The following is a 19806-nucleotide window of genomic DNA, read 5'->3' on the forward strand; positions in this document are numbered from 1 at the left end:
ACGTTTGCATAAGCAAGCCCGTTCAAGCGTCGGCAGCAGGTTGGATTCGTCGATCGAAACAGGCTAGCGTTCGCGTCCCCGCTCCTAGCCGTCTACTATCGGGCCGCAACGACCTGCTCTTCCGCGTTTCCCTTCGGACTGCCGATCGACAGATAGTCGGCGGACTCTGCTTCGATCTTATTGGCTGGCCAAATTTTGAAGGGTGCATCGTCGAACATCGACATCAACATATTACTGGCAGCAAAATAGTGTAAGAAATCGGGGCTGCTTCGCGGGCAGTCTAAAACGCCCAATTCACGCCCCGTGGCGACATCCCAAAATCGAATCGTCAAATCTGACGAAGTTGTCACCAAAGTCGCTCCATCGTCTAAAAACAAGCAAGCATTAACCGTCCGTTGATGGCCTCGCATCAAAACTGCCGGTTTCGAACCGTCCAATGAACGAATTCGTACCGTTCGGTTCGACAAAGTCGTCGCCATCTGCTTGCCTGCAGAATCGAAGGCAATTTTCACATACTCTTCAGCGCCAGTGGCAGCCTGTTCGAAAAGACTTAGTTTCTTTCCGTCCCAACGATAGATCTTTGCCCGACACATGATCAAAAAGGATTCGGCGTCTGGAAAGGTAAGAATTTGATTAGCGTCATTCTCTGGCAACCAAACCTCATCTTCCTGCGTGTAGTCTTTCGTATCGTAAACCAAAAAATGATCATTAAACAAAGCGAATAAACGCTCACTGAAAAACAACAAGCCTCGGCAGTATTTGTCTTTATCCACCAAAGGCAGGCGATGCACCACTTCCCCCGCGGGGACATTGACGACACAGAGGTCCGTTCCTGAAGCAACGACCAACGTCTTTTCATCTTCCGAAACAACAATATTCCCGTATCCATCAAGCGGCAATTCAATGATCTTTTGAATCGAATCCGAGCCACCTTCATAAGAGGCTATGGTACCGTTCTCTAGCCGCAAAAAGATTTTGGAGGCCCCTGGCGAACTTACATGCATGCCAGCCACCGCGGTCGAAACATAGGGCATCCCTTCTCCGCTCGGCCGCATCGGGAAGGAGCGTGCAACGTCCCACAACTGGACTCTGCCATCTTCTGAGGTGGTTAAAAATTGAGTGTTCGAATCAGGATTCGCAATCGCACGGATACCGGTAACCTGCCCAAGGCTGGCCTGGAACAGCAACGGCTCAGCAAAATTTCCTTGCGAGTCCACCTGTTCGGTTTCCCAAACATAGACCAAACCATCGTCGGTGCCGGCAAACGCGAGCGTGCCATCGGCACTGATATCGATACAGCGAACGCGGGCGCCGACTTTCGGTTGCCGAGCCACCGTTCTCCCCGAGGGCCAATCAACTACCGCAACCTGATGCTCGCCAGATGCCGCCAAGCGAAGATCCCCAGCGGAATTTAGCGGCAAAGAACTCCCGAATGTATTGGGCGTGAACTGAAGCTTCACTTGCTGATAACGCTTATCCACAAAATCCCATACACGAATTTCGTTGCGATGATCCTCACGATTCAACAAGGCCAGCGACCGTTTGTCCTTTAGAAATATCAAAGATTCATTTCGAGATTCCGTCGTCTCGCGATGGACAAACCGCCCTTCACTATTGTGAACCTGGACATCGCGATAGCGATCCGCCGTCGCAAACCATTCACCATCCGGCGATACCGCGGTCGCTTCAATCGTATTTGCATGTCCAAGCAACGCAACAATCGTTTCTCCGGTCTGCATGTCTCGTCGCGACACCCCATTAAATCCCGTCAAACTTCGATTCCCTGTCAAGAACCATTTTTTATCGGGCGAAATCGCAATCCCATCCAGCGCCGTACCGACTTCGTGCTTATGCAGCACACGACGATCTTCTAGATCGATGACATACACGAAACCATCATGCCCGACCGAGACCGCCAACTGACCGTCTGTTGAAACCGCGACTTCCGCCGCCACTCCATCGTGTTGACATAACAACGTGGATTCGGGAGCCGTCGTCAAACGCCGCAAAAGTCCCCAAGCAAAATGTTGTGCCCCGTGCTCAAGCGGATCGGGCCGATGTTGCTGGAGCAACTGCTGAACGGTGGGAAAGTTATGGGACGCATAAGCCTTAAATGCAACCGACATATCCGAAACAAACAACTGTTGACTTAATTGTTGCTCACGAACCTCCAAACGCTTGTTCGCAACAACCAGGCTTTTATTGGAATCTTCTAATCGACTATTAACGGCAACAAGGGATCCTGAATAAACCGCTTGCATGACAAGCACCGCGATCACCGTTGCGGCTACTCCCAACAACGACGCCAGTGCGACCAACGGGTTTCTTTCGCTCCATCGATAAAGCCTTGCAGTCCACCCAGGCAAGCGTGCCGAAACGGTTCTTCCAGCGGCAAACAACCGCAAATCTTTAGCAAAATCTTCTGCCGTGAGATACCTTCCCTCCGGCAACAACGACATCGCCTTGCAGATGATCGCTTCTAAAGGGCGAGGAATGTCTGGGCGAACTTTACTGGGAAGCGCAAGATTCCCTTGAGCAACATTGAACAGAATCTGCTCCCGATTACCGGAAAAAGGTTTCTGCAATGTGGCCCATTCATAGAGCGTCGCCCCCAAACTGTAGACGTCTGTGTAACGACTAACCTCCGTCAACGATCCGCCCGCCTGTTCGGGACTCATATAGGCAGGCGTCCCCAACAAATCGCCAGTCATCGTAATCGCAGTCTGTTCATCGCCAACCGAAGCCAATCCGAAATCGGTGAGCCATAACTTCCCACATCGATCGAGCATCAAGTTTGAAGGCTTGATATCGCGATGAACGATTTTTCCAACATGAGCCGCATGAACGGCTTCGGCAATGTCCGCGATCGATTTCGCTATTTCAACATAGGAGAACGCTTCTCCTTCTAGATTCGACTCGCTTCCGGCCGCACCGGTTTCCGGGGAATCGTGAACCGTCGTACAAGCGGGCTGACTCTTGATCTGGGTGATATGCTCGGCAAGCGTCTTTCCTTCGATCAGTTGCATTGCAAGGTACGGAATTCCTTGCTCTTCGCCTGATTCAAACAGCGGAACAATATGCTCGTGCTGAAGCACCTGTACCGCTTGGGCTTCCCGCTGGAAGCGTTGGAGAAATCGCCGCTGCCCCGAATACCGGTGCCGCAACAGTTTCAAAGCGACCGATCGATTGGTGCTAACATCCTCGGCGTGATAGACCTCCCCCATCCCGCCGCGTCCAAGAAACTGCACGATCCGGTAAGAGCCAAACTCGGTTAACGAAGAAAACAGATCTTCAGAAAAACCGTCATCGGCGCGCGTCAGATCATCAGGTAAATGTTCCACTTAAATTGATTCGACCAATCGATTGGGTCGACTCCAATTAATACGAGCCATCAAAACATCGCCGCGATAATTTGCCCTGGGCATCCATTCACCAACCGTCACCCACGATTCATGCGGAGTGGCATTAACGACACCAAAATTCCCCATCAAAGCAACGTTGTCCGCATCCTTGACACCATCGCCAACCAGCGGCAGAAGCACCTGCTCGGTCGAACGAATCAAGCATTGGTTATCCACATCCACCTGAGCCACCCAAAGGGGCGATCGCCAACGCATCACCTTTTCATTTTGGGCATCGTGCCGCGAGTAAACGAGAAACAGCCCATCGCTATGAGTCAACCAGTGCTGCTGAGTCGTCGACATTCGAATCGGTTCTCCATCGTCCCAGGCCCACGCTCGCTTGGGACTCCACTGCAAACCGTCTTCACTTTCCGAATAGTATCCATGATCGTCTTCGGCTCGTATTGTCATCCGATAGCGATCCCCAAAACGAGTCACGCTAGGTTCTAGCAACCCACGACCAACAGCGTTATGAAGCGGAGGACCTACCGATTTCAGTGTCAACTGATTCCCGTCGTAATCGGCGTGGACTCCCGAAACCATTCGATTTTGGGCGGTCGGTCCAAAGGTAAATGACATTTGAATCGCACCATCGGGCATGACCACCCGCTGCCCACAATTATTGGTGTAAATATAAGCCCCGCGAGGATCGTCCCATTCCAAGATCTTTCGATCCGACCAAGTCCCATCGCTTTGCCGCGTCGCATAAACCGGGTAGCGAGCCAACTGCTCGCCACGAGCGAAGTATTTGCCTTTGTAAAAGACAACGTGGCCCAACGCCAAAACCGAATCGGTCGGCGGATGGTACTGTGGAGTGATATCACACACGCCCGCCTCCAGGCCGTCATCACGACCGGGAACAGGCTGACGTCCCAAGGCAGGAATCGGCTCAGGTTCGCTCCACGTCTGACCAAGGTCTTTAGAAATCGAAAAATGGACGGGCCCAAAATAATCGGACCCACCGATTTCTTGCAGGGTCATCAATGCATAAGGAGTTCCCTCTTTCGTGGGCACCATACAAACTCGCGGATGGAACCAAGTTTTCTGTTTCCCATCGCGGTTTCGCCAGAGGGTCTGCTTTGAAATCGAAGCGATCAACGGGGTGCCCGCAGCATCGCCAGCATCCGCAGCGAAGCTTGGCACGCCACCAACCAAGCCAGACTGCAACGCCCCTACCCCAATCCCTGCCAGCAATACACGACGATTCACAGAAGGCTTACTCATTGTTGAACCCTTCGAACATATCCATTAAGGAGTTGACTATTTTAACGGTTGCTTCCTTTTCCACGTAGTTTGTTCCCAACCACGTTTCATAACCTCCCAAGCGATGTTGCTCGGGGGTCGGCAAGTATCCAAAAGACCCGCCGGCTAATTCAATCGTAAAGGTATCGGGAAAGGGACTGCGATCTTTAATTTCCAGGCCGGTCTCCGCAAACGTTTCAAACGGGACCGCCGCGATTCCTAATTCACCAATCTGAAAAGTTTGCAGCGGGACAGAAACCTGCTTGGGTGATTTCTCCAGAGAAGCAATTCGTCTTGCATAGCTTCGTTCACGTCGATGCCCAGCGGCTTTCTCGCCACGTTCATCCACCCCAGCCAAATAAGCTCGCATCTCTTCGGTTGGTTGGCGAACCTGCAACTCCAACTCCGTTTCCTTAGCCGCCAGTTTCACGTCGGTTCGAAATTCAATCTTCTCATGAGCTTCCGCGACGCGGCTGGCAACCTTGTTGGCAACCTCTTGCATTTTTTCGTAAGCGGCATACTTCGGTGAAGTCTTTGCAGCGAAATGAATGTTATTGACATCGCCACTTGTCCCGTTGGAAAGGATGCCAACAAACCGAGGCGTCTGCTCCTGTGCATTCAGTTTCTTTTCAATCAACTTCCCGAAATACCCAAAGTAGTCTGCGGAAATTTCACCATTGGGAACCCCGCCGACGTAATGCAGCGAATAATTCCCCAAGAGTGCGATCGGGCGTCCAGAAGTGCTTTGCACGGAAAGGAAACTGATCTCGGGATCGACCGGCCCAGCGGGTCGGTCCAACTGAGCACTACCGCGAGGCGGATTCATACGCACCCGATCGATACCACCAAACGGGTTGGTCAATAGCGAAGCATCCTTAACGAACCAACGCCGATTGAAGACCTCCGAAGGTTCATCAATTTTCCCCCAACCGATCTGAGCCGGTTCGAGGTTCCCGAGTGCACGACGAACACCGTCGACAATCCGCTGAACCAAAAACGATTGGTAAGGATTCAATTCTTCCGGCGGTGCTCCAGCGATCCTGCGCGGCCCACGGGCGGTCGTCGCGGAGTGAGTATGCGTTGAAGCGGTCAGGACATGCGAACGTTCGATGCCTGTTTTTTCGGCAATCTGTTTTTTAGCTTCGTCAAAGACCTCACGAGGGATCCCGACATTATCGCAGATGACGAAGACCAGCTTTGTCGGCCCTTCCGCCAACACCAAGCATCGGGCGTGAAGTTCATCGTGGACCTGGGCTGCGGGAACGGGTTCCCAGTTGCCAACAATCATTTCGCCAAGCGGCGGGGTGATATTGCTGGTGGCTGCACCCGCCATCAAAACGCCCGCTTCTTCGGCCGCAGTTGCGCGAGCACAAAACAGCAGACACGCGACCACGGCTCCGCACAGCAAACCGACCTCAAGAGTGCGACGCGTCAAATCGACCAAACGATACATAGTGCAGATCTCAAAGGAAGGCAGGAATGGACCGGTTTCGACAAAACCCGAACCAACAAACAGGAAGGTTAAATAACGCAAACGCGGATAGGTATTGTAGCCCCACGCCCCTCCTGGTTGCCTGTTTTCTCCTTAAAATTTCACACACGCACCACTTAAATCTACCCCTGACGGGCTAAACGCGCCAATTGACCAAGCAGGGGAGACGTCATTGCACTGCTACCATCATCCGCGGTCATCTCGCCACGATAGATTCGCAAAACTGCAGCATCCGCCAAGCTGACCATCCCCGATTCGTGTGCCGCATTCAGGATCGTTGAGGGCGGTTTCTGCTGCTCGATCACATTCCCCAGATCATCATCAACCTTAAGAATCTCTGACAGGCAGGTCAGACCGACAAAGCCATCATTGAAGCAGGCGGGACATCCCTGGCTGGTATACAGCTTGGGCGTCTGATCCCCCAGTCGCTTCGCAACGGCCGCCGAAACAGAAAGCGGTTCAGACACTTCGACTTCTTTTCGGCAATCTTGGCATAGCCGTCGAACCAATCGTTGGCAAACAACCCCGTTCAGGGCCGCCGCGAGGAATGGGGGGCTAACCCCGTAATGCCACATCCGCTCAATCGCATCGACCGCCGTCTTTGCATGAATGGTCGCGAGCACTAACTGCCCGCTGGTTCCCGCTCGCACCGCCGCCGTTGCGGTTTTTGGATCCCGGATTTCACCGATCATGATGACATCGGGGCTGTGCCGCATGACCGTCGACAGCAGGTCGGAAAAGTCAAGATCTTGCTTCAGATTCACCTGAGACTGCATCACTCCATCGATTGCATATTCCACAGGATCTTCGATGGAATGTATTTTTTTAGCACCATTGTGCAAGTGTCGCAGCGAGGCATAAAGCGTACTACTTTTTCCGCTTGCGACCGGGCCCGCGACCAGAATCAGGCCTGCTGCAGCGTCAAGCATCTCCAGCAAAGTCGATTCTTCTTGGGCGTCCATCCCCAGTTGCTGCACGCGTCGAACCGACACTTGCCGATCGAACAACCGAACTGCCAAGTCCATTCCAAACAGCGTAGGGATCGTACTCAACCGCAGATCAACCTCGCGGCCTCGCGGCGTCTTAATCGCTGCCCGCCCTTCGGTTGGTCGCAGCAAGTCTCCTGCATCGCTCCCTCCAACGACTCGCAAATAGCCTTGCAGTCGCCGACCGTAGCTACGTGCCAATCGAGCCACCTGCTCGATCCGCCCCATTCGCCGCACAGAAACGATCATGCTGTTTTCGGCATCGGAAAAAAACAGGTCACTGGCATGTCGCTCGACGGCCCATTCGATCAAATTCCCTGCATAAACATCCGGTGGAGAATGCTCCATTTCGCCTTCGACCGGAATAAAATCAATCGCCTCCGAAGTGTCCTCATTTGGTGATTCTTGATTCATGACTGCCGCGACTTTCCGGTTAGTGGTAACGGTCGAAGATGGAACGTCTATGAAGCGAGCTAGCGATACGGTGCACTCCATCCAGCGTCGAATGACCGGATGGTACGTCCCTTTTTCTTTAAAACGAATCTTAAAGTTCGGTTTGCGAGCGGTCCCCTTTCCGCGAAAACAGCCTTAGGATTCCGCGGCAATTCGATGTTCAAAACGCTCGATGTGAACGCATTTCCCTGTCTCGGTATCGACCTCCATCAGGACACCACACAGCCGCACATCGTCGGTAGCGACATGGTAGTGAACGGGTTCGAAACTAATTGCCGTCTTGAGCACGCGTTCGATATTACGACCAATGATACTCTCATAGGGCCCGCTCATCCCAAGGTCACATTGAAAACCTGTTCCCCCAGGGAAGATCGTTGTATCGGCAGTGGGGACATGGGTATGGGTCCCCAAAACGGCGGAGACACGGCCATCCAGGAAGCGTCCCATCAATTGTTTTTCACTTGTCGCTTCGGCGTGCATGTCAAGAATTCGCACTTTCACATCGTCTGGAATTTCCGCCAGAATGCGTTCCGCTGCGACAAAGGGACAATCGACCGGCCGCGTGTAGACGCGTCCTAACAGCGAGAAAATCGCGACCTGCGTTCCATCGCGAGCGGTGACCACGACCGACGTTTTGCCGGGCGACCCTTCAGGGAAGTTACCCGGTTTGACAATACGGTCGCTTGTGTCCAAACGAGTATAGATCTCCCGCTTGCGGTAGACATGGTCTCCCATAGTGAATGCGTCGACGCCTGCTTTTAACAGGGCGTCGTACTGCCGGATCGTCAGCCCCGAACCATCGGCGGCATTTTCAGCATTGGCGATGACCAAGTCCAGATTGTGTTGGGCGCGGATCGATTTCAAATCGCTCTTCACCGCGGCAACCCCCGGTTTGCCAACGATATCCCCCAGGACCAGAATCCGGATCAATGGGCGACCTCCGTGAAGCGGCTTTCCCGGACAACCGTGACTTTAATTTCCCCCGGAAACGTCAACTGCTGCTCGAACGCTTTGGCGATGTTTCGGCAGATCACGGCCGCTTTCGCGTCGTCGGTTTGCTGTGCACTAACAATCACACGCAATTCACGACCAGCCTGAATTGCAAACGCCTGCTGAACGCCGGCGAACCCGGTTGCGATCGATTCCAGTTCTTCCATCCGTTTGACGTAGCGTTCCAGCGATTCACGGCGAGCCCCAGGGCGACTGGCACTGCAAGCGTCGGCGGTCGCCACCAACATCGTGTAAGGATATTCGGTGATGATTTCGTCATGGTGCCCAAAAGCGGCGTGCACCACTTCAGGTGGCTGATTGTGTCGTTTTAGCAAATCGGCCCCAATCTTTGGGTGCCCCCCTTCCAACTCATGATCCGCCGCCTTGCCAATATCGTGCAGCAATCCACAGTGCCGAGCCAAATCCCCATCCAGCCCGATCATTTCGGCCAGCATGCCCGAGATAAACGCAACCTCGACGCTATGCCGAAGAACGTTCTGGCTATAGCTGGTGCGGAAATGCAGACGCCCCAGCATCTGAACCACCTTGGGCGGCAGCCCAGGAATATTGACCTCTTCGATCGCCTCCTGCCCTTTGGTGACAATAAAGGCATCGATCTCTTTCTGAGTCGCTTCGACGACTTCCTCGATCCGAGAGGGATGTATCCGGCCATCGGCGATCAGTTTATTCAACGACATCCTGCCGATTTCGCGTCGCACGGGATCAAATCCGCTGACGATCACAACGCCCGGCGTATCGTCGATAATGACATCCACTCCGGTCGCTTTTTCAAAGCTGCGGATGTTGCGACCTTCGCGACCAATGATCCGCCCCTTCATATCGTCGGTAGGAATATCGACGGTGCTGGTGGTCGATTCCGCCGTATGGGCCGAAGCGTATCGCTGAAGCGCCGTCAGCAGGATTTCCCTCGCCTTACTATCGGCGATCTCCGTAACACGTCGCTCATGGCGCAGCACGATCGTGCCAACCTCTTGTTCCAATTCCTGCTGCAGGTTTTCCATCAACCGCGAAACCGCTTCCTCACGAGTCAAGCCGCTGACTTCCTGGAGTGCGGCGACCTGCTCTTTCGCTGCCGATTCCAGCTGCAGACGCTGCTTGCCGACGGTTTCCAACTGAGCGGTCAAGCGCTGCTGAGTGTTCTCCAATCCCCTTGCCTGCTTACGAAGACTCTCTTCATGAGCCACCAATTGCTCATGCTTTTGCTGAAGTTTTCGTTTATCGTTGCGAAGGTTTTCGCGAGCTTCAGAGATTTCCTTTTCCGCTTGGGATTTGATCATCATCGCGGCCTCTTTGGCTTCCAAAGCGGCTCGGTCTTTTAGGTTGGCCACTTCACCGCGGGCCAGTGTCAATATGCGTTCGCCTTCGCTTTCTGCGTCGCGTCGTTTGGTCGTTTGAACCCATTTTTGAATTCCCAGCGTCAAAAGGGAACCAAAAACGGTTGCGATCACCGCAGTGATCAGTGTCAGGGGGTCGAGCATCTTGCGATCCTGTTATGTTAAAAGAATCGCCTGGAAACCGGGGCTGGAGTGCTGGAGTAAAATCGGAAAAGAGCTGGCTGCACCCAAAAAAAGAGGCTCGAGACCCGCGGGTGGATAACCTTACCTAACCAAACAAATAATCCCGGTCAGGGCAATTCGGTGATCTTTAAGATAGTAACAGTTGTGATAGCAGGCCGAAACAATGGGGACCGAAAAGCCGTACAGGAACGCCATGCAACGTCTGGAACGGGCTTTAGTGAACAGCTGGGCCCCCTCCGAATGGACGGCAGTTCCTCTGTTAGTCGCTGTTAGCGGAGGCGCTGACAGTGTCGCGTTGCTGATCGCATTGACAAATGTTCACCGGAAGCAGAGCGGCAAGGGTCCGCTAACAGTCGCCCACTACAACCATGCCCTTCGATCCGAAGCATCGGACCAAGACGCCCTTTTTGTACAGCGATTGGCCAACAAACTGGGCTGGCCGTGCGTGTCGACCAAAGGATCTGGCCCCCCCGCAGCCGACGAAGCCTCCCTCCGAAACCTGCGCTACGATTTCCTTGCGTCCCTAGCCCACCAGATAGGTGCCCGCTTTGTGGTCACCGGACATACCCAAGAGGACAACGTGGAAACGGTGCTCCACCACCTGTTCCGCGGCACGGGACCGGCCGGACTGGGGGGGGTACCTCGAACGCGAGACCTGGCGGAAGACGTTCTGCTAATCCGCCCCCTCCTCAATGTCCCCAAATCAAACCTCCGAGAAGCCCTCACCGAAATCGGGCAGGAGTGGCGTGAAGATGCGACCAACCAAGAATCGATCTGGAAACGAAACTGGCTTCGCAATCAGCTGCTCCCCCAGATCGAAACCGAATACCCAGGAGCGAGCGACCGGATCGCGGCCCTTATCGACCAACAACAAACCCTGCTGCTAGGCCTGGAGCAACGGGCCTGCCAGTGGACAGATGCCTACATAACCGCTCAGCAGAATGCGATCGTCATCCAGCGTCCCGGCGATGACGATCGTTTTTCAAGCATGCACGATCACCAAGCGATCCGCATCCATGCACTGCGAGGATTGTGGGACCAACAAGGCTGGCAGCGACAAGCGATGGCCCGGCAACACTGGGAACGGCTGTCGGAGGTTTTGGGACACCAAGCGGCCGAGACCTTTGATTTGCCCGGAGGCGTCCGAGCCTCCGCACGCGAAGGCGGTCCTCTGGAACTGCAACGACCAACGAATTTGGCTTCCCCCTCTCGTCAAGAATAAGCGAGAGGGGGTTGTCGCGACCGTCGCAGGCGACGTGCAGTTTACTGGCGAGGGCGGTGCAGGCCTGCCCACGCTTTGGCGAGCGTAGCGACGAACCGGATGACCATCCGTCGCTACGTTCCAGTCCGTTTCTTTATTCTGCCTCGCCCTTTGCGAGAACTCGATCCAGGATCTGGCAAGCTTGATCGATATGTTCGTTGGTCGCGATCGCCGGCGGCGGGAGGAATCGAATTCGCGTTGGCTGGGCACCGCAGATGAACCCCAACAAACCTTCGGTATAGAGCGTATCCAACAGAGCCTTTGCGGTTTCAAACTGGCCATCCCCTGGCGTGAAGGCGATCATCATCCCCTCACCGAATGGGCCGCTAATCTTGCCTGGATACTTCTTTGCCAACCCTTCCAGAGCAGCGGCAAAATAGCGATGCCGCTGCATATTGGCTCCGTCCTCACCGAAACAGTTGGCCTGCTGCAATTGATCCAGCATGGTCAATCCTGCTGCGATCGAAGCGGACGCACCGGTAAAGGTCTGACTAAGGATCGGCCCTTTCGGTTTAAAAGCCTCGCCGTACAAAGTGGCACAGACCTGCGTGATCTTGCCGACCGTCACAATATCGACCATCGATTCCAATCCGTAATGCTGAAAGGCATACGGTCGGCTAAGTCGCGAGAAAGCTTGCACTTCATCAAAGATGATCGGCACGCCCGCTTCCTTCAGCGGTCGACAAAGGGCCATCAGAAAATCGTGACTTCCCGAATAGTAGCCTCCTTCACCGGCAAACGGTTCGGCCCAAAAAGCCCCGTACCGCCCTGGATGGCGATTCAACAGTCGCTTCAGTTCATCAACGGCCCGCTGCTGACTTCCTACCGGATCGGCCGGATCAAGAAACGGCAGATAGTCGACCTGCAACGCCAGAGGCAGCCCCTGACGGTAATTGGGTCGATCGGTGATCGCCGCCATCGCCAACGACCGTCCGGCAAATGCATTTTCAAATGCGATCACACGATCGGCCGGAGCGGCATGATGCAGCGCAATTTTAAGTGCATTCTCATTGGCCATCGCGCCGCTGGTACTTAGCATGCAGTGATCGAGAGCAGCAGATTCTTGCTGGCTATTCGGCTGGACAGCCCATTCCAACAGGCGTTCGCTCAGCACCATTCCGGGCGGATGTTGCTGAAGGTTTCCCTGCATCAACGTATCTTCAATCGCGGCGTCGACTGCCGCATCCAGAATCGCCGGATGACTATGCCCCGCCCCATGGACGCCGATCCCGCCAATCATATCCAGTTTGACGCTTCCATCGGCCAATTCGACCCAAGGTCCATTTCCAATCCCGCTGGCAAGGTAGGGCCAGATCGGTTTCCCTCCACGCGAAGTCTCCAGCCGTTTCAGCATCGCTTCGTAACCGGCAAGCAGCGATTCCCGAGGCGGTCGGACCTCGGTCAGCGGAGCTCCATGTTCAGCCAAAGCCTCTTGCAACAAACGCTTGGCTTCAAGAACTCGAGGGTCGGCACGTAATTTTTCGGCCTGAAGTGAATCGGATGCAGTCACTGTCACGGCAATCTTCCGGTTTCAATCAATAGGGAGGGAAAGGCATTTTGCTGCCCCATCGTAATGCGGGCAGCCACTTCCGTGAATCACTTGTGCCAAAACGAAAACCATCGGCCGCCTTTTCACTGGGCGGCTGATCGTTTCGGACGAAATCAAGGCGTCAATCCCGCTTCGATTCATAGACAAGGGACAACGGACGTCTAAACAGAGACGAACCTAGCCGGGAAGGTTCAGCGCCCAGCCGAGACGGGCTGTCGTTTTAATCGGAAGCGGAGAAACATCGACAATCCGTGCAACGGCAAACCGGCGTCTGAGGCTCAAAACGATGCGTAATTGCCGTGCGGATTCCTAGCGGATCGGTGCAAGCCGACCGGCAAATCCATTGGGTTTTCTATGCGACTGCCGGACGGCTCGCGCCGTACCGCTAAGAAAGTAAACGGCACTGGGCTCGCGGCGTACCGCTAAGAAAGTAGACGGCATTGGGCCTGCGCCGCTCCGGAAATCACCTGCGACGGTTTTGGTCCCCGGGCGATTTGATGCGTTGCAGCCACCGGCCCACCGAGGCGCTCTTCTGAGGCTTTGGTTTTTCGGACCTTTTCATCCCTGGAATTGGATGCTCCGTCACTTTCGGACGTGCGTACTTCAATTCAACCTTGCACTTGGGGCAAAAGCAGGGAGGCTTACGCACCTTCGATTTGCACTGCGGGCAGAAGTATTCCGTTGTCGACTGCGCGGCCGCTTCGAACAGCCCTCCAACCGAACCGGCTTGAAACCAAGCCGAATCGTTTTTCCGGACCATTGTGCTTTGGCAGATAGAACCGTCACGAATCCGATCGAGTAGTGCAGTACTACTAATCGGCCCCAGTTCAGTTTCCGCTTGCTGAATAAACCACTCAGACATTCCTGCAGCCGCTCTACTACGAGAACCGGATAGTCCCCCCTCCAAAGAAGGGCTTTCAATAAAAGTAAACGGTCGGAACAACAAAGGCAAGCTTTAACCTAGATCAGGCTTTCCAGCAATCGTCGTAACTTCCGCAGTTCCACTCGGTGATCCAAACCCTCGGTGGGAGGGATCGAAACGGTCAACGCGCGGTTGTACCGCTCCCGCTCCAACAAGGATACCCATTTTCCATAGTCAATTTCACCCTGCCCGACGCTGGCATGGAACTTGTCTGGCAAGGAATCCCGCAGATGGATGTTATAGACGTATTTTAGAATCCGATCCAAATTTTTGTTCTTTGCTGGCCCACAGATGAAGACACTCGGGTCCATCGTGATTCCCAGACCATGCACGTTGTCGCACAAGACCATCAATGTATCAGGGTCTTCGCTCAACCGCCCCAGTTCGCACTTCACAGCGACTCGAGCTCCCTGAGCTTCGGCCAGATCGACCAACCGCTGCAAATGTTCGACTTCCTCGTTGAAAGGAGTCCCCAGTTCGGCCGAAGGGACGGTCAACGTGACCACGCGAGTCGCTTTGGCGAACTTGCAAATCTCGTCGAACAGGGCGTAGTGTTCGGCACCTGATTGCTTCAGGTCAATGCTATACCCACTGATTTCCATCCGGTGCGAATGACGCACCTGATGCACCACCTTCTCAGGGACAGTCAGTAGGTCTGCAGGATCAACATGCCCATCGGAATGCAAATCAATTTCAACCGCTGTGAACTCTAAATCATTCAACAGCTCAATTGCATCTTCAAAACAGCGGTCAGGAAGACACTCCAAAGTTGCAGCAATTATCATGATTTACCAGCCTCCATGTGGGTTCTTTGCAACAAAAAATAATTGCAGTCATAGTGAACTGGGAAGTTTAGCCATTTAAGCAGCTTTGGTAAAACCCCGGTCCTTTAAGATCGCTGGCGGAAAACCTCAGGAAATGCTAGCAAATTGGCTTGATACAATAGCTTTGCGGATCGTTTACACTAGATCCTTGGTTTGATGGATACCGCTAACAAACGCCCTGCCTACCAGGCTCCTCTTCTCTTAAAAAAGCGCCATGCCAACACTAACGTCCCGCTCTATTGGCTTATTCGTTTTCGCGTGCCTGTGGGCATTTGCGTCCTATCCCGTTTCTTTGCAGGCGGCCGACCGCCCCAACGTAGTCATTGTGATCACGGACGACCAAGGCTATGGCGACCTCTCTTGCCATGGGAATCCGATCCTCAAAACACCTAACGTGGACCAGCTTTATTCCGAAGCGGTTCGGTTGACCGACTACCACGTTTCTCCCACCTGCTCGCCAACACGCAGCGCATTCCTGACAGGCCACTGGACCAATCGCACCGGAGTCTGGCACACGATCATGGGGCGATCGATGCTCCGCGAAAACGAAGTCACAATGGGCAAGGTCTTTCAGGACGCTGGCTATGCAACGGGAATGTTCGGCAAGTGGCACCTCGGGGACAACTACCCGTATCGCCCTGAAGACCGCGGATATGGCGAGGTCCTCCGCCACGGTGGAGGTGGAGTCGGGCAGACGCCCGATTACTGGGACAACGCCTATTTCGATGGCAGCTATTGGCACAACGGGACCCCCACCCCGGTCAAAGGATTCTGCACCGATGTCTTTTTCGATTACGCGAAAAAATTTATTAAGACTCAAAAAGAGGCAGGCAAACCGTTCTTAGCGTACGTCGCAACCAACGCCCCGCACGGTCCAATGCATGCTCCTGAAGATTCAAGTCGCCCCTACGCGGACCAATCGGTCAACTTGGCCAATTTCTATGGCATGATCGCCAACATCGATGACAACGTCGGAAAACTGCGTGCCTTCTTGGACGAAGAAGAATTGACGGACAACACGATCTTCATTTTCACAACCGACAACGGTTCGTCATCGGGATGGAAAACGTTCAACGCAGGAATGCGTGCGGGCAAAGGAAGCGAATACGATGGCGGGCATCGGGTTCCATTTTTCCTCCACTGGCCCGCCGGCAATCTGGACACCGGTCGCGATGTCGAAACGATCACCGCTCACGTCGACGTGCTGCCAACTCTGATTTCAATGTGCGATATCGCTTCCCCAAAAGACGTTCAATTTGATGGAACCGACATCAGCACGCTGATCGAGGGAAATGCAACCGACTGGCCCGACCGAATCCTGGTCACCGATTCCCAGCGAGTCAAAGATCCGATCCAGTGGCGTAAAAGCAGCGTCATGACCGATCGCTGGCGTTTGATCAACGGCAAAGAACTATACGACATCGACCAAGACCCTGGGCAGCAAAAGGACATTGCAGCCGAACACCCGCAAGTCGTCCAGCGGCTTACCGATTTCTACGAATCATGGTGGCATGAATTGCTGCCAACGTTCGCTCAGGAAACTTCGATCTACCTAGGCCATCCACGCGACAATCCCGCCCGCCTGACGTCCCACGACTGGATCACCACGCGGATGACTCCATGGAACCAGCAGCAGGTTCGGCAGGCGATGAACGGCCCTGCGAACACTGGATTCTGGAATGTACTGGTCCACGAAGCGGGCGAATATCAAATTCGTCTTCGCCGTTGGCCTGAGGAAAACGGCAGCGCCATCCAAAGTGCGTTGCCGCCCGGAGCCGACGTGCCGGGTGTTAAACCGTACCGGGCGGCACAAGGCAAAGCGATCGCAGCGACCAAAGCTGGCATCCAAATCGGCGACCAACAGCAACAACAAGCCATTCCCCCAGACACGGCCGAAGTCGTTTTCAACATTCAACTACCCGCCGGAAAGACTCGCTTTGAGGCGACGTTCGAAACAGCGGACGGCACCAAATTCGGAGCCTACTACGCCTATGTTGAACGATTGCCAACCGCCACTAAATAAAGGTCTCTCACCGATGCTGATGTTCGTTCGCTTGCAAGCTGTGCTGCTGGGACTGTTGATGGTCTCGTACAGCCAGGCCGCCACTCCGTCGACCAATTTTGTCGTGATCAATTGCGACAACTTGGGATATGGAGACACCCAGCCCTTCGGATCCGAACTGCATCGCACGCCTTCCTTAAACCAGATGGCTGCGGAGGGACGCAAATTCACACATTTCTATTCCTCGGCAGGTGTCTGCACGCCTTCGCGTGCCAGCCTGATGACAGGTTGTTATTCACAGCGAATTGGGATGCATGACAACCCTCGCGACGGCTGGGTCCTGCGTCCGGTCTCTCGATATGGTTTGAACCCTGATGAAATGACGATTGCAGAAGTTCTTAAACAGCAAGACTATGCGACGGCGATCATTGGCAAATGGCATCTTGGCGACCAACCGGAATTCCTACCGACGCGTCAAGGGTTTGATTACTTCTATGGGATTCCCTATAGCGATGACATGACCGCTCGGACATGGAAAAACGATGGTTCCAAGTGGCCACCACTTCCCCTGATGCAAAACGAAACGGTTATCGAAGCTCCCACGGATCGAACCACTTTGACCGAGCGATACACATCGGCGGCAACCAAGTGGATCACCGAACATCAGGACAGTCCCTTCTTCCTGTACCTGCCGCATGCGATGCCGGGCAGCACCGCACATCCGTATGTGGGGACCGCGTTTGCGGGCAAGAGCGCGAACGGGCCATGGGGAGATTCGATAGAGGAACTTGACTGGTCGGTTGGCCAGATATTGGATCATCTAAAGGAACTGAATCTTGCCGAAAAGACCTTGGTGATCTGGACCAGCGACAACGGAGCTCCCTCCAACAAGAACAATTTCCAGCGGGGTTCCAACCTTCCTCTTCACGGCCGCGGCTATAGCACCAGCGAAGGAGCCTTTCGCGTTCCCATGATCGCATGGCAACCGGGCCGAATTCCCGCGGGCACCGAATGTTCAGAGCTATCAACCATGATGGACCTGCTACCAACATTCGCGCACCTGGCAGGAACAAGCCCCGATCCGAAGCGTCCCATTGACGGGTTAGACATCAGCCCTCTGCTACTGGCAGATGAAGGCGCGACAACGCCTCACGAAGCTTTCTACTATTACTCGGGGGCTCAATTGCAAGCGATTCGCAGCGGACCGTGGAAACTGTTTCTTCCGATCAAACCGGCCGGCAATCATCCCCACTTCTCAGCGGCTCAGCCCCCCGCTCCACTGCTGTTCAACGTTGTCGAAGATATCCGCTGCGAACAGAACGTCGCCCGTCAAAATCCGGACATCGTGTTTCAATTGTGGACACTTGCAGAACAGGCCCGCGATGAACTGGGGGATCAAAATCGCCAAGGAAACGGACAACGCGTCCGAGGTGAACTACCGGTCGACAAGCAACCGGTGGCGCAATCCCTCTAGCCCCGGTCGAAAGGGCATCCGCCATGACAAGTGTTGCTTCACCACAACACTTTGCTCACCACCGCTCGCTTTCGATTTTCCAGGGACGTGAAATCAATAGGTGACGGTTTACGACCGTGGATTTACGAGCCAGCGACGCGATCCGTGCCGTCGTGACAAGAATGCAGCAGGAACCACCATCTGGCGACGGTAGCTGCGGCGGTCCCGTCACGAACCGTTTTCATACCACCCCTTCGACAGCCCAGCATTCGACAGCCCAGCATTCGACAGACATCCGTTCGACAGACATCCCATCGAATGCTTTCACGGACTTGCGTTCGATGCGTTAAAACGGCTGCGTTGTTGGCTTGAATTCCGAATTCACACAGCCGGACAATTCGATATTGTCCGGATCCAGAACCAGCACGGAAGAGCCTGGTGACCAATCCAACTGATCAAGATTTATCCAGATGACATTGGGGCTGGTCGTCAATTCGAAGAAGTAACGGCGTGTATCGAGGTTGGCGACCGTCCGATACTCCGTGTCGTAAATCGTTCCCGCAGTTTTATAGGGAGCGTTAAAAGGAACGGAAGCGTTACGTGCAATCGAAAACACGGATGCGACCGCCTCTCGTTCGCCCTTTGGCTTGCGAAGCGTTTTCAAAAAATAGTTAGCCCGTACAAAGCGATCGATGGGGTTCACATTTCCCGGCAATGTAGTTTGGCGGGTAGCGTTCTCAAAATCCCACTTCTTCAGCTCTAGCAACTGTTCATCGTAAGGCGGGTCATTGGTCATCACTTGATGCTCTTTGCCATGATAGACCTTTGGTTGTCCATTCACATATTCGATGATCGCCGAATCGCCTGTCGGGTCTTCGATCGCCATGTGCAAAGAAGACTTAAACCCGGCGTGTTCCACCATAATCGGCTGAATGCCTTCCATCAGCTTCAACGCTTCCTCAACGGTGGCGGCGTTATCAAGCAGGTACTGTCCCCACAGGCCCGCCTGGACTCCAGCCTTATCGCGATCACGGGGACCGAAGTCAGCAGCCGTCAGGAACAACAGATGCATCACGAATCCTTTTTCATTCATGCCGTCGACGGAGGCAAGACCATAAGCCGAAACGACGACCGATCCATATTTCGAAGTCCATTTCGCCGGATTCTCGTTGACGACGACGGCCGGGCCAACTTGACCGCCATTCCTCTCCAGGCCTGGCGGGAATACGTACAGCATTGGCTCGGTCGATTCGGCCCAATCCATCGTGCGTCCGGAAATATCTGCCAATCCATTTCCGTTCCACAACACTCGCGTACACGCGAGGGCGGTCGACGCCGACAAGACTCCGGCAACGGTCAATAATTCGCAAAATAGTCGAGCAAAATCGTTGGCTGTCGCGATCATTCAGGTTCCTCTAAGGTGTCCAAGTTTGAAAAATTAAAATTCCGCAACGAACTTGTGAATGGCAAGCGAGCGACAGAAGTCACAAAGAACTGGCGAATGCCATCCATGTCGATGAACAAACGAATCACCTGCCCTTCGCACACTCCCTGGCTTCAGCTTCGCCATGCTTCTAGCACAAGAATTTTTCCGGGAGCCGCCAATCAACCGTCAGGCCCTCTCCGGTCGCCACGCCGGTGCAGTATAGGAGATTCCGCCAATTCATTCACGTACTCCCCCACCTGTTTTGCG

The 19806-nt window shown here is 54.2% G+C and carries 14 protein-coding genes; 4 read left to right on the forward strand and 10 right to left on the reverse strand.

The genetic code is table 11. The features are described from left to right. Positions 1–95: 95 nt before the first annotated feature. The 6 genes from FF011L_RS25335 to rny form a co-directional block, all read right to left on the reverse strand. Positions 96–3341, reverse strand: a complete 3246-nt coding sequence (locus FF011L_RS25335; protein ID WP_145354710.1) for a WD40 repeat domain-containing serine/threonine-protein kinase — start codon at positions 3339–3341, stop codon at positions 96–98. Continuing rightward, the gene (locus FF011L_RS25340; RefSeq protein WP_145354711.1) at positions 3342–4625 is read right to left on the reverse strand and encodes a sialidase family protein; all 1284 of its coding nucleotides are present in this window, start codon (positions 4623–4625) and stop codon (positions 3342–3344) included. It lies immediately after the preceding gene. Next, the gene (locus tag FF011L_RS25345) at positions 4618–6096 is read right to left on the reverse strand and encodes a neutral/alkaline non-lysosomal ceramidase N-terminal domain-containing protein (protein ID WP_145354712.1); all 1479 of its coding nucleotides are present in this window, start codon (positions 6094–6096) and stop codon (positions 4618–4620) included. The genes FF011L_RS25340 and FF011L_RS25345 overlap by 8 nt, the downstream gene beginning before the upstream one ends. Positions 6097–6257: 161 nt before the next feature. Further along, a complete protein-coding gene (locus FF011L_RS25350; protein ID WP_218932886.1) occupies positions 6258–7535 on the reverse strand; it encodes a GspE/PulE family protein in 1278 nt (425 codons plus the stop codon). Between the two features lie 174 nt (positions 7536–7709). Next, positions 7710–8504 (reverse strand): TIGR00282 family metallophosphoesterase, encoded by a 795-nt coding sequence (locus tag FF011L_RS25355; RefSeq protein WP_246109624.1) that lies wholly within the window; start codon positions 8502–8504, stop codon positions 7710–7712. Next, positions 8501–10063 carry a ribonuclease Y gene (gene rny, locus FF011L_RS25360; RefSeq protein WP_145354714.1) on the reverse strand — a complete coding sequence of 521 codons (1563 nt, stop codon included), beginning with the start codon at positions 10061–10063 and terminating at the stop codon, positions 8501–8503. Before rny ends, FF011L_RS25355 begins: the two co-directional genes overlap by 4 nt. A 232-nt stretch (positions 10064–10295) precedes the next feature. Between rny and tilS the strand changes: the two genes are divergently transcribed. Beyond that, complete coding sequence (tilS, locus tag FF011L_RS25365; protein ID WP_218932887.1) at positions 10296–11324, forward strand: tRNA lysidine(34) synthetase TilS; 1029 nt, start codon at positions 10296–10298, stop codon at positions 11322–11324. Between the two features lie 133 nt (positions 11325–11457). Here the strand turns inward: tilS and FF011L_RS25370 are convergent, their stop codons facing one another. The 3 genes from FF011L_RS25370 to FF011L_RS25375 all read right to left on the reverse strand — a co-directional run bounded on the left by FF011L_RS25370 (position 11458) and on the right by FF011L_RS25375 (position 14619). Then, positions 11458–12879 (reverse strand): aminotransferase class III-fold pyridoxal phosphate-dependent enzyme, encoded by a 1422-nt coding sequence (locus FF011L_RS25370; protein ID WP_246109625.1) that lies wholly within the window; start codon positions 12877–12879, stop codon positions 11458–11460. Between the two features lie 496 nt (positions 12880–13375). After that, complete coding sequence (locus tag FF011L_RS27310; protein WP_391560901.1) at positions 13376–13774, reverse strand: GYF domain-containing protein; 399 nt, start codon at positions 13772–13774, stop codon at positions 13376–13378. Between the two features lie 98 nt (positions 13775–13872). Beyond that, positions 13873–14619, reverse strand: a complete 747-nt coding sequence (locus FF011L_RS25375) for a sugar phosphate isomerase/epimerase family protein (protein WP_145354716.1) — start codon at positions 14617–14619, stop codon at positions 13873–13875. A 253-nt stretch (positions 14620–14872) separates the two neighbouring features. Between FF011L_RS25375 and FF011L_RS25380 the strand changes: the two genes are divergently transcribed. From FF011L_RS25380 to FF011L_RS25390, 3 genes are all read left to right on the forward strand, one after another. Then, positions 14873–16681 carry an arylsulfatase gene (locus tag FF011L_RS25380; RefSeq protein WP_145354717.1) on the forward strand — a complete coding sequence of 603 codons (1809 nt, stop codon included), beginning with the start codon at positions 14873–14875 and terminating at the stop codon, positions 16679–16681. Then, on the forward strand, positions 16650–18134 hold the full coding sequence (locus tag FF011L_RS25385) for a sulfatase family protein (protein ID WP_246109626.1): 1485 nt from the start codon (positions 16650–16652) through the stop codon (positions 18132–18134). Before FF011L_RS25380 ends, FF011L_RS25385 begins: the two co-directional genes overlap by 32 nt. Before the next feature lie 116 nt (positions 18135–18250). Then, entirely contained in the window at positions 18251–18463 is a 213-nt protein-coding gene (locus FF011L_RS25390; RefSeq protein ID WP_145354719.1) for a hypothetical protein, read from the forward strand. On the opposite strand, the gene FF011L_RS25395 is transcribed toward FF011L_RS25390, so the two are convergent. Beyond that, positions 18460–19518: a linear amide C-N hydrolase gene (locus tag FF011L_RS25395; RefSeq protein ID WP_145354720.1), complete on the reverse strand. Its 1059-nt coding sequence runs from the start codon at positions 19516–19518 to the stop codon at positions 18460–18462. The genes FF011L_RS25390 and FF011L_RS25395 overlap by 4 nt on opposite strands. Between the last annotated feature and the right edge of the window lie 288 nt (positions 19519–19806).

It is taken from the genome of Roseimaritima multifibrata (assembly GCF_007741495.1).
GTDB classification, from domain to species: Bacteria; Planctomycetota; Planctomycetia; order Pirellulales; family Pirellulaceae; genus Roseimaritima; species Roseimaritima multifibrata.